15 protein-coding genes are annotated in these 11760 nt (G+C 43.0%); all 15 read right to left on the bottom strand.

Annotated features, from left to right (window positions below; genetic code table 11):
- Nucleotides 1–3: 3 nt before the first annotated feature.
- Complete coding sequence (locus LI149_RS03270) at nt 4–333, bottom strand: hypothetical protein (RefSeq protein WP_101872106.1); 330 nt, start codon at nt 331–333, stop codon at nt 4–6.
- Nucleotides 334–377: 44 nt separating this feature from the next.
- Nucleotides 378–740, bottom strand: coding sequence for a hypothetical protein (locus tag LI149_RS03265; protein ID WP_101872107.1), 363 nt, complete (start codon nt 738–740; stop codon nt 378–380).
- A 12-nt stretch (nt 741–752) separates the two neighbouring features.
- Nucleotides 753–1304: a hypothetical protein gene (locus LI149_RS03260; RefSeq protein ID WP_227142960.1), complete on the bottom strand. Its 552-nt coding sequence runs from the start codon at nt 1302–1304 to the stop codon at nt 753–755.
- Nucleotides 1305–1399: 95 nt separating this feature from the next.
- Complete coding sequence (locus LI149_RS03255) at nt 1400–1639, bottom strand: hypothetical protein (protein ID WP_101872109.1); 240 nt, start codon at nt 1637–1639, stop codon at nt 1400–1402.
- The gene (locus LI149_RS03250; RefSeq protein ID WP_101872110.1) at nt 1639–2061 is read right to left on the bottom strand and encodes a hypothetical protein; all 423 of its coding nucleotides are present in this window, start codon (nt 2059–2061) and stop codon (nt 1639–1641) included. The genes LI149_RS03255 and LI149_RS03250 overlap by 1 nt, the downstream gene beginning before the upstream one ends.
- A gap of 1 nt (nt 2062) precedes the next feature.
- Nucleotides 2063–2755: a hypothetical protein gene (locus LI149_RS03245; protein ID WP_101872111.1), complete on the bottom strand. Its 693-nt coding sequence runs from the start codon at nt 2753–2755 to the stop codon at nt 2063–2065.
- Nucleotides 2748–4103: a reverse transcriptase domain-containing protein gene (locus LI149_RS03240; RefSeq protein WP_227142959.1), complete on the bottom strand. Its 1356-nt coding sequence runs from the start codon at nt 4101–4103 to the stop codon at nt 2748–2750. The genes LI149_RS03245 and LI149_RS03240 overlap by 8 nt, the downstream gene beginning before the upstream one ends.
- A 383-nt stretch (nt 4104–4486) precedes the next feature.
- Nucleotides 4487–6166 (bottom strand): hypothetical protein, encoded by a 1680-nt coding sequence (locus LI149_RS03235; protein WP_227142958.1) that lies wholly within the window; start codon nt 6164–6166, stop codon nt 4487–4489.
- Between the two features lie 68 nt (nt 6167–6234).
- Nucleotides 6235–6615 (bottom strand): phage tail protein, encoded by a 381-nt coding sequence (locus LI149_RS03230; RefSeq protein WP_101872114.1) that lies wholly within the window; start codon nt 6613–6615, stop codon nt 6235–6237.
- Entirely contained in the window at nt 6615–7823 is a 1209-nt protein-coding gene (locus LI149_RS03225) for a putative phage tail protein (protein WP_227142957.1), read from the bottom strand. Before LI149_RS03225 ends, LI149_RS03230 begins: the two co-directional genes overlap by 1 nt.
- 12 nt (nt 7824–7835) lie before the next feature.
- The gene (locus LI149_RS03220; RefSeq protein WP_227142975.1) at nt 7836–8957 is read right to left on the bottom strand and encodes a baseplate J/gp47 family protein; all 1122 of its coding nucleotides are present in this window, start codon (nt 8955–8957) and stop codon (nt 7836–7838) included.
- Between the two features lie 18 nt (nt 8958–8975).
- Complete coding sequence (locus LI149_RS03215) at nt 8976–9416, bottom strand: DUF2634 domain-containing protein (protein ID WP_101872117.1); 441 nt, start codon at nt 9414–9416, stop codon at nt 8976–8978.
- A gap of 14 nt (nt 9417–9430) precedes the next feature.
- Nucleotides 9431–9790, bottom strand: coding sequence for a hypothetical protein (locus tag LI149_RS03210; RefSeq protein WP_101872118.1), 360 nt, complete (start codon nt 9788–9790; stop codon nt 9431–9433).
- A gap of 14 nt (nt 9791–9804) precedes the next feature.
- Nucleotides 9805–11046, bottom strand: coding sequence for a hypothetical protein (locus tag LI149_RS03205; RefSeq protein ID WP_101872119.1), 1242 nt, complete (start codon nt 11044–11046; stop codon nt 9805–9807).
- Between the two features lie 12 nt (nt 11047–11058).
- Complete coding sequence (locus tag LI149_RS03200) at nt 11059–11751, bottom strand: LysM peptidoglycan-binding domain-containing protein (protein ID WP_101872120.1); 693 nt, start codon at nt 11749–11751, stop codon at nt 11059–11061.
- Between the last annotated feature and the right edge of the window lie 9 nt (nt 11752–11760).

Genomic DNA, 11760 nt, shown 5'->3' with positions numbered 1-11760 from the left:
ACCTCACCATTCTGTAGTGTTATTATCGTTATCATCGAAGCAGGAACAGGTTCCTGTATGGACTTCGACTTTATACTCCCCCGCAGATCTTTCCACTTTTATCGGACCTTCGTACTCATACAGAACCTCTTCATCCAAATAAATAATGATTTTCCCGAACTGTTCTTTCGGTATATTGATCACAAGCGGTTTAGGAGACGTTTCTATTTCAGGTTCCTCTTTTGTTTCTGCCGTATGATCTGCCGGCAATGCAATAACCGCAACTGCAGTTGTGCAGGTCAAAATAAGAGCAGCGGCCAGAATCGAAAGAAGAGCCTTTTTGATTTTTTTCATCGTAACACCTTCCAAAAATGCCCCGGACAATGCCGGGGCTCATTTCAATTATTCTGATTTTCCTGAGAACCATTTACCTTTCCGTCATCCAGAAGATCTTTTACTCCAATAAACCACTTCTGAATAACTTTCTTCAGTGCATTTTCAGGAATAAGTACCTGTAACCACTTAGGCAAAAGACCTCGTGCCTGCTGGATAACCCACTCAAATTTCTGTTTTCCAGCTCCGGATTCATTATACATGTGCTCAGCTTTCAGGATCAGCTGATATACATCTGCACGTATTCCGTCTAATCCTTTCGCCTTCATGTACTGAATCGCAATCACAATGGTTACAATGACGAGAACAAGGATAACCAAAATCAGGATCGGTAATGGTACCTGTTTCAAAAAGTTTAATAATTCCATAAAAATTCCTCCTTACAAAAAAATCCTTTCATCTGTGCATTTCTGATACACTCTTTTGATGTTTTTAATTGCAAATACTGCTTTGTTATTCGGGAAATCTGGATGAGAGGCACAATATAGCTCATATTTTGTAATATCATCCATAATCTGGTCGAAATGCTCTTTCGTGTGTTTCTCATCATGCCGGATTTCATCATCAAACCTTAAAATCCTATATCTCCATGTATAGGCCATTCCCTCACTGCTTGATTTTTTTAAATCACCGATTGAACCATTCATCCGGTCAATCTTATTTTCCAGCTTTCTGATTGACTCACTAAGTTCACTCCGTATGTCTATGCTCTGCTGCCTCCATTCCGGATAACGGTCAATCTGTTCCAATGCTTTTTGAAGCATTTTTTCTTTTTCCTCGTACAGCTCATATGCACTTTTAATCTTTCTATATACTTTGCGAATTACCGTTTTGTATATAAAAATAGTGGCTCCTCCAATGAGAAACCACTTGTATATACTCAATCCGAATATTGTATATGAGCCAAATAATTCTAAAAAAGCATCCATCATTTATCTCTCCCATATTTGATGTGTTACTGGGTGCGGTCTGTCTCTCGGATTGTTCATAGCAATCCCTCCATTAAAAAAAGAGCCTGTTCAGCTCTTTAAAAGTCTCCTTGTTTCATTTCTTCATATTGACTTAATGCCTCTTTCGCAAGGTTTTCATCCTCAATATCCTGCGGTGTTTCTTCTTGGAAAAATCCATACAGGCTTCTAATATGACTGAGTTCGTTCGCCTGCTTCTTCACAATCTGTGTCAGCCGGTATATAACTTCTTCCTGCTTTTCCGCAAGGTCCATATATGTGTTTAAAATTTCAAGGAGATCGGTATCGTGTTCTTGCATTACTGCATCCTCCAAATATAATGTGGTTTCTCTTCCCCGAAAATCCAATATCTCAGATAATCATCAAGGATAATCGCCGGAGCAGATAGTACATACCACAGCAAAGTGAATGGTAAGCAGATCTGGCCGAGGATGTTAAACGGCATATTGCTGTAGTCCCATATTCCAAGACCGAGCCACACATTCAGAATCAGACCGCTTGTAAACTCTACGGCCGTTATGATTATGCTGCATATGAGCATCTGTTTCCATATTACAGTATCCCACTTAAACACTTCATTGAGCAGACCACAGAGAATGAAACATACGCCTCCGACGCCGATCATCGCCCAATGGCTGTATCCTCTCCAAAGTGTTTCAATGCAGAAATAAATAATGCCGCCTACGATGAACAGGAAGAGATACTTTAATAACGCCTTCATACTATGCTCCAATCTGGCTCAAATAGTCGGAAAGGACTTCCGACTGATACTCCTCCGGAATATCTGCACCATAAAAAAGTGCCGCCATTTCAGAAGCCTTGGTCAAATTATCAAGCCAAACGAACATACTATTGCAGTATGTGGTGTTGTAGGTAACAAACGCCATGGCAGTAGCAATGATTTTCTGCATATCTGCCGCCGGGTAGTAAACACAAGGTTTTGTACCTGTTTCATCCGCATCTCTATGGTATGCGCATTTCTCAGCACCAGCAGAAAGCTCTGCCTGTTTTCCGAAAAGGTTCGTCTGATCGGTACTCGTAAGAGAGAAATGCTCCACTCCGGTGCTCAGCTCTACATCGACACCTTCATAAATAGTGTGTTCACAGGCAGCTGAAATAGCACTTCTAACAACAGAACGATAATTCTCTTTTGCAAGGAAATCTGCGTTTGCTCCTTCTTCAAGATCTTTCAGATTTTCAAACCAAAAATCCACATCGGCCTCAATCTCAGATTCCGGAGCAATCTCTGCAGAAGAGATCTTACAATAAACCTCATCAGCCTCATATCCTCCCGGTCCTTCCTCGGTTTCCGGTAACTCAACCTCATTTGAACGAATCCAGATGTCCGCCGATCCGTCCGGCAGAATAACATAGGTAATTCTTCCCTGCGGAACAGGGCTGTTCGTTTTATGCATATAATGTCCTCCATTTCTGATAATACTTATCGCAAGTATATGGCTTTCCTTTTTCACTTCTACTCACAATATTCCTTGCGATACCAATAATTTCTTTCCACATGACAGATGACTGGAACTGAAAAGAATCCGTATTTTTAATCCATCCATGGTATGCAAGGAGGGACATGGCATAATGTTTCGACACAGTCCTCCTATTTTTAATTTTCTTTATAAGTTTAGAGAATTTTCTTCTCCCTCTTAGGAAAATGCTGTCACGAACAATAACCTTTACACGCTTCAACCTCTTCTTTGTTCCGTCATATATGCGGTAAAATGCCTCCATGCCGCAGAACACAAACCCCATAAAATCGAGATTTCTGCCCTTTGTTTTTCCTTGGTTCGTTTTATAGCTTACCAAGAATTTCTGCCATGTAGGCTTTATTACGAGGCCCAGGAAATCCCTTGTGAATGCCACAATCATTTCCATTGCTTTGTGTATATGCTTCTTGTTTCCTCCGAACACCACGATGTCATCCATATAAATCATGACATGAGAAACGAGCCTCGTTAATTTCTCTTTTCCTCGGCGAACGGTTTTTTCAAATAGCTTTTCATTGATATAGTGATACAGGTATGACATATAATAGTTGCAAAGATCTTTTGACACCGGGGAACCGATGAGAATACCTTTTCCCAAGCAGTCATTACGTCCAAGCAGCTCATTCGCATAGTCATACAAATAAATAATCGTATCGAAAAGATATAGAAGCATATCAGACTTCCGGAGATCTCTATGTAACAGAGCCTTCAGTTTATCGTGAGGCATACTCGGATAACACTTTTGGACGTCCGCTTTTCCGCAATACTTCGTTCCTTCCGGATCCGAAGAAATCCATCGTTTTATGTGCTTCTTTCCATAAGACTGCCCCCTGCCTTTTATGGAGGCTACCTGGTACTCACCGATCTTTGCCTCAAACATCTCTTTTGTAGCATCCCGTATAATCGTTTCATACAGCTGGAATATCAGCTTTTCTATCCCCAATTCCCGTTTCTTTCCACTCAATCCATCCACAATTTCCACATACTTTACAAGTGGTTCATTCGGAGTGACCAAGAGGATATGATCAACAACGGTCCTGTTCCGGATATTTTCGGAAATGTCTGCAGCTATACATTCAATAGTACCTTCCACAAACTCCTTGGAATCATTGATACATTTTCTTGATTTCGTGTTACTGATTCCATTGTAATATGCGAATAATTTCGCCACATTACTCTTATCCAGCCTGTCAAGGAGGAATTCGCTGATACTTTCCTTTACAAAAGCAACGTCTGATACATCCTTTCTTTTACAATACGTTTTCACAACCAGTCCTCTTTCTTTCTGTATTCAAGGGCTTTCGGTTTTACTACTAACCCCCATCCATGCCCTATTCGTCACGGAGCCGGCTGCCAGGTGCCTGACAGCCGATGCTGGTTCAAGAATTTTAGGCATTCCGCCTAAGCCTGTATAGGGCCGCTTCAAGAGCGGCGAAACACACTACGAAAATGCAATCCATTTCAGAAATACGGGCGGCATGGTTCCAGTTCGCGTTGGACAGGGAGTTGTTCAAGTTCGCGTAGAAGCGGCCGGCGTTAGTCCCGTTGTTCAAGTTGCCGCCGGAAAACCAAGCCACTTGTAGTGTGAGTCCTTATTATATTGTTATAAATATCTGAGGGGAGAGCCCCTCTTGCTTCGCAATTCACCCCCTACGCTGTCGCCTTTTGGGCGCAGCGTCCAGAAGCAGAAAGACGGGCGGCACGGCCCCAGTACGCGGTGGACAGGGAGCTGTGCAAGTTCGCGTAGAAGCGGCCGGCGGTAGTCCCGTTGCCCAAGGAGCCGCCGGAAAACCAAGCCCTTGTCGTATCCGAAACTTGATCAAGTTTTTCTGTGTACTGTCCATCTGCATATCCAGTCGAACTTGTCGCATCCACTTCCACCCCGTGACGAACAGACGGATTATCAGGATCATATCCGAGTTTACTGATATATTTATATGACTGCTGCGTATCAGCAACAGAATATCCAACAGCTATATAATCAGATGTAACTGATGTTGCCAATTTGGTGCAGTCATAACAAATATAAGGAATCATCACATGGTTTGTGATTTTCATAATCACATTCGAAATGAGTTCCCAGAATCCAATTGATAATTCAACCCCAAACAGTATATATGGGAATTTCCCATTTGTATTACTTACAGGAGATCCGCATGAAGCCAAAACATTATCGCACGCACCAGTCATCCAAGGCATTGTACTGATATACGTCGGACATTCAACGTCACTAACAATTGTCGATGCAGTAGAAAACTTCTGGCCACTGTTATCAACATTCACAGCACTATTTTCTCCATCGTAATCTTCAATGGATACGATCTTTACACGATTCGCTTTTGCGTGCATTCCCGACTGTCCACGATCGATATTTGGCGTTCCGGAAGTTAATGCAGTAGCATTTCCAATAGAAACAACGGAGCCAACAACAAGAGTCGCCGCCTGTGCTTTTGAGATGATAATTCTCTCAACATCGGATTCCTGTATGGTCGCTGCATACTGATAATAATAGGAAGTACATCCTGCCATTACAGACTGTGAATTCCTTGTGGCAAACGCAACCAGGAAAAGGTTGTCCATGTGAGATTTATCCTGTGCAGTAGTTCCGCAATACTGTGTTCCCTTTTCATGAAATCTTGTAAGAGCAGCGTTGTGGCCCTGATTATGTTCTGCATTTCTTCCGGTAATGGAAGACGCCACTCCGTCATCATTATCTGCTGCCATGTATTTAGCCATGGCCACAAACGGTCGAACTGTTCCATCCGGTCTGATTGCCGCTCCTTCCGGGAAAGAACCGGGAAATTTTTCATCAGAGATTACCAGGTTTTCTCCGTTTGCGTCGATGCTCAACTCAATCCACTGTGTCAGGAACAGGATATACACATCGTAGTCTTCTCTAGAGAATTCATTGTCAATTCCTTTGATGTACTGAACTACGAATTCACCATCCGTTCCCACAGATCCATTTACTTCAAGACCGTAAAAAACAGACTCTCCCTCGAAATCGTTTCGATTCCTTACAGTGTCCGTTGATGGAATAGCCACTTTTCCAACTGCATCATACAGTCTGGTTCCTTCTGAAGCCGGGCTTACATTGTATGCGTTGAAATGAACTCCATACCGTTTTCCGGTCCTTCTGAGGTTCAGCAGGAAAAGTGCCTGCTCATTTTTGTTCTTAGCGAATATGCTGGCCGCATCTCTGAGAGCTACATCATTCTGGATGAGCTGTCCAAACAGGGCGTTGAACATATCTGCATGTGCAGGATCCGTTGTCTCCAACATCCGCAGCTGGTCATTGAATACAGCGCCACTTATATCAAAATTCGACATATTCTACCTCCTTATGATAATCTTCTATTACTTTTTGTGCTTAACAAGTTGCAAAATATCGAAATACGTTAGAAAGTATCTTCGCACTCGAATACAACCTCCATATCCGAATCCTTACCTTTCTTCATAAAGGCTTTCATGGCAACCATATCTCCATCTGCATCATAAAGACCGATTTCAGAAATATATGTATTTGCCAATTCGCTTTCTGTGAGGGTGCATTTGTATCGGATACAGGTATCAGACACTACCTCGTATCCATCCACTTCCTTTCTCAGCACCTCGCTGTGCAGAGCATTCTGATCCGGGGAATGCGGTACAATCACATCAGAAGTATTCACGCCGCCGGTACCAAACGCCATTCCTACAATTTTGCTAAGCGGGGCAATTCCAGCCCTCGCCTGAAGCATTTTCTTTTTTGCTTTCGTGGTAACAGTTGTTCCTGCCATCACAATTCCTCCCTTCCAGAGTTAAGTTTTTTTGTTCCGTCCAGCATACATGCTCCATCAAGAAACATGGAATCGGCCGGGTTATACATCGTTACATTGAAGATCTCCTCATGTTCAATCACAGCTCTGTTTCTGATTCCGCTTATTTCCGGCGGAGAATCCTGATTCAGACAAATACTTCCGTCCAGAGTTTTTTCTCCGTCAAGTGTTATCGTGTAGTCAGTCCAAAGGAATTTTGCCCTTTGTACGTCTCTAAAATGACCTGTGTTCTGATTTATGATTGGAGATACTGTATGGATTGCCTTTCCATAAAAAAAGCTCTCCTCATGCGATATGGAATTGCGATAGGCAACACCAAAAAACGGAGACCTTACTGCATTCATAATGCAGCTGCCATCGAGCAGATACTTGCCATCAAGACATAAATCCCACCACGATACAGAGGCCCGGTAAAATGCTTTTGCAGAAATATTTCCATACTCTCCAATACCGATCAGGCGGTTTCTTACCACATCACTCCTGAAGATCTCCGTATTTTTCGCAATAATGGAAAAATAAGGTATAAAAAACGGCGGGTGCCTTGCGTCAAGCAGGATACTTCCGTCAAGAAGTTCCCGCCCGTCCAAGCAGGCGTCCCACCATGTAAAGTTTGTACGGATGATGTTTTTCCAGAAAAACTTCTCATCCAAAATAAATTTTGCAATCCTCACACGCAATTCATAGAACGTATGCGACTGCTTAACTTCATCCAATTTCTCTACTGCTTTTCCGAGGCTGAATTCTCCTTCTCCTTCAAGATAAACAATAAACATATTCGGATGGCTGATTTTACTGCCAGGTTCGTTTATATCAACGACATCAACGGTACATCCAAGAATACCGCTTATGATTTTCTCCATTCTCCACGGACTCATCGGTGCCTTTAAATCTCTCTTCTCCAGGATAATTTTCCGTCTTTCATCAGGAGAAAGGTTTTCCCTGATCGGCAGCCCGTACTTTTCCTCATGGTACCGTAGTCCCCATGTGGCTGTTTCGACAAATGCTTGTAAAGGCAACTCATCAATGATCGCTCTCGCATCGCCCATCTCTTCGCCCATGACCTGGAATATCCATTTCCCGACATAAGAATTATCATAAAATCCATTGCCGGTAATATAGCTGAGCATCTTTTTTGCTGTTTCAGAAGTTGGAAACTGTTCAAGATTCATAAACATTCCCCCTTAACTGAAATTCGTGTCGCCAGTTGCAGCATACTCTTCTTTTCCGAGAACAATATTTTCCTCTTTCCCGTTCATAAGGAATGTGTCAAAATCTGATACTCCCGGAATGTCTGTGATGAGTGCCCGGACCTGATTGTATATCAACATTCCATCTTTCTTCGCATCGATATACTCCTGAGCGACAAGTTCTTTGAACTCTTTCGAGATCTGCTCAATATCCGTGGTCTCATCATAAACAAGACCTGTGCAGGTATATGAGATTGTCTTTGTTTCAGCAGCTTCTACAATCAGCTTTGCACAACCTGTCGGAAGGATCCTTTTACTCCTGTCATTCGGAGATACGATATGGTCATAGACCGCCTGAACAAGAACCTTGTTGGCCGGCGATCCATTTGAATCCACAAGGACAAGTTTTACAACACCCGGATTCTCTTCACTTGCAGGAATAACGATACAGTCTCCAATTCCAGTGACCTCTTTTGCCCACCGTTCATAATCATTATCATTTCCGATGAACGAAGCTCCTTCTGCTTTGTATTCCATATCGATACGTTCCCACAATGCCTCATCACTTTCTTCGTCTGTTCCACCAGAAATCCAATCTTCGTTTTCTACTTTTGATAGACCTTTGATAGTGGTAAGAGAAAAAGTAACGGTTTTTGCCTTTGTATTCGATTCCTTACCAGGATTCACAGCAGTAACAGGCACCTTTACAGTGCCCCCCTCCGGAATGATTACCGTATGATCTGCTGCATATTCAAGAGAAGGACTGTCATCTGTGGATGCTGTACAAAATATAGATCCCTCCATGATAACAGTTCCTGCCTCTCCGGTAACGGTAACTTCTCCGCTGGCATAACCAGGCGGTTTCCTCTGCACTCCGGCAACCGAGGCGTGAAGATCCAGCCATTCTCCCCATGCGAACTGGGGGAACATGAGCATAAGCGTTCGGACCAGATGGAACTGAATCAGCTCCGATTTTTCAATCGCCGTAGGCATTGTAAAATCATAAGGGAAACCACCGGGCATATCATCTATGCCTTCAGGAAGAGCATTCATCATTCTGCTTTGAATTTCCTCCGGCGTGTTATTGTCAATAAACTCCGGCGGTGTGAATTCCATTCCCACTCTCATCACCTCCTATATAGTTACCTGAAATTCTTCATTTTCTATGCCTTTTACAATAAAGGAACAGCTGACATTGTCTCCGTTCCATTCAAAAGTAAAACCTCGAACATATTCTGTCCTGGGATTTACCATAAGGGCTTCGGTTATGGTCCTTTCCAAAGCCGACTGCACCGCCTCCTCATCCGGCTCATTCAAAGCCTCGTCAAGTTCGGTGCCTATTTCATCCGGATATGCAAGGCAGGCATATCTCTGTGTGAGAGCCATTTTACAGCACCACACTTTATAACCTTCCATACCGTTGCAAGTTTCCATTCGGTTTTTACCGTCCAGTATGAAATCTCCTTTTTCCACATCCCATGCGACCGTATATCGATACTGATTATCTCGTTCTTCGCTTTCCTGTATGAATTCTGGAGATTCTTCTACCGGGAATAAAGCATTTTCAGACGCCATAAATACCACCTCCACTAAAGCGAACTTGCAGATACTATGACGTCTACAACAACCGCTTCACTCTGTATCCACGCCACAAGCACTCTGTCTCCAGGTTTCAGCTTTGGTACCGGAATAGAATGCGAATGACTTCCATCTCCGTACTCATGTCCTCCATGAGATCCGCCAGAAGTACCAAGGGACATTCCGCTTATATGTCTGCAGACTGTGTAGTCTTTTTTCGGAATTTTCACAGGGAAAGTGTTTGTTGTAAGGCTGTAATCAGAATTGATTGAGCCAAAATCAAGAACCAGAGAGCTCTTTGATTCATTTTTCATACGATTACTTAACGTCCTGGCAAGCTTATTCGCTCCGGCGTGATTATCAAACGCCATATAAAACACCTCCTCTAATCAAAACTTCCTTCATCTACCCAGCCCCAAACATGCGTCTGTCCCCAGTTTTCTGTCACAAGATGCCATGGGTGCGCTTTTCCGGAACCGTTTTTAATAGTAATCTTAGCCTTTCCAGGTCCTACGCTGTATCCCTGAGAACCAGGATAAGAAGAAACATAATGCTTTCCTCCATGGAAGTTGACAATATCTCCGACATTATAGTTTTTCTTCGGAGCAGCTGTCTTCTTCTCGTATTCCGGATAAGGAATATGCAGGTCAAGTGTCATAATCTTGTTATCTGCATCATGCCGGATTCCGATCACATAATAGTAACCATCTACTGTTCCGGCCGTAACATGAACAAGATCTCCTTTCCGTGTCCACGGAATATCCGGAGCCTGTACGGTAATCTCTTCCTGAATCTCTCCTTTGTCATCCAATATTTCCTGAGCAGAAAACTTTGCATCTTCAAGGCTGTCATCTTTTCCTCTTGTTACAATTTTTTGACGAACGCCATATTTTGTTTTGCCGTTCATCGTTGCCTCAACACTACTTCTTCCGTCATCATCTTCCTGGCCGATGATCTTCACCCTTGTAATCATTCCCTCAGTGCTTCTTTTATGGGATATTGTTTTTGTGTTATCTGCCTCAAAGTGGTAAACCACCTTATTGTTGGCATATGGAACCACATACACTTTACCACCTCGATCCTGAACCACACATTTTGTTCCGCCCTTTTTATACGCATCATCCAGAATATCCAGAATCACATATGCAAGACTTTCTGATTTGTAAGCGAGCTTTGCATGGGTTTCATTCGGACCGCTGTAAGAGCCGAGAGGAATCTCCCAGTTGTCAAATATCTTCATAATCGCCGACTTTGTTCCGATTCCGGAAGAATAATATATGTTGTCTTGGCTTTCCTGCAAATTATACAGGTTGTCATAGCATTTCACATCAAACCGGTCACTGTCCGAAGAATAACTCGGTTTCCAGGTTGTGATATACCCCCTGGCAACCTCTTCATCTTTTTTTCCATCCGTAGCAAATATTCCAACAAGACATCCGAGCTTTGCTATCGAAGACAGCAGACCTTGTGTGGACTTCTCATTCCTCGTGGTAAAGGAGATTCGGGTGGACAGTTCTTTTTCTCCCTGTTCCCACCCCAAATCATCCACATAATCCTTGATGTTGTACTGCTTTCCTTTTTCATCCATTATCACTAGGCGGTACTGAACGTTTGCAATATCAATCATTCCAGCACCTCCTTAGTTTGGAATGGTAAGTACGGTTCCCGGATAAATCCAATGTCCGCAGTCACTTCCCCGCCCTCCACGGTACCTGTTCGCCGTAGATTCAATGACGGATTTGTTTGCATCGTAGATCTTCTTCCAGTTAGAACCGCTGCCACCGTAATATTTTCTGGCAATGGACCAAAGGTTGTCTCCCGATTTTACGGTATATGTACCTTTGTTTGCAGGCGCCGCCGGAGCAGGTCTGGTATTCGTTTTCTTTACAAATTTGACAATCTTCAACTCATCAGTGGTATAGATCTTCAGATACTTATACCGGATGAACTCAATCTTGTACTCTTTGTTTCCGAATCCTCCTACTTCCTCACAGGTAAAGGAACTGATCGTAACATCGATATTGATATTCGTTCCAGTCACCATCAGCCTGAGTACGGTGCCCTTTTCCTGCCAGTTTTGTAACGTTTTTTCGCATTCAGAAGGTTTTACCCATGTTTTCACAATAGATTCCTTCTTCTTTGCTTCACCAAAAAAGACACCTTCCCACGAAATCGTAGTTGGTGTCATTCCTTTTGGAATTTTAATAGTCCCCATTGATAGAATGTCGAAGGACTGATAATTTGTTGAGTTTTTCACTCTGATACGTTCCGGGAGGCTAGGAAATGTAAACCTTCTGCCTCCACTTCCCGTTTCGGTAAGATAAATGTCCATTCCATGCCT

Source organism: Dorea sp. 210702-DFI.3.17 (assembly GCF_020560825.1).
Taxonomy (GTDB): domain Bacteria; phylum Bacillota; class Clostridia; order Lachnospirales; family Lachnospiraceae; genus Dorea; species Dorea formicigenerans.
Note: the sequence above shows the minus strand (reverse complement) of the source record. Positions and strands in the feature narration are given on the sequence as shown.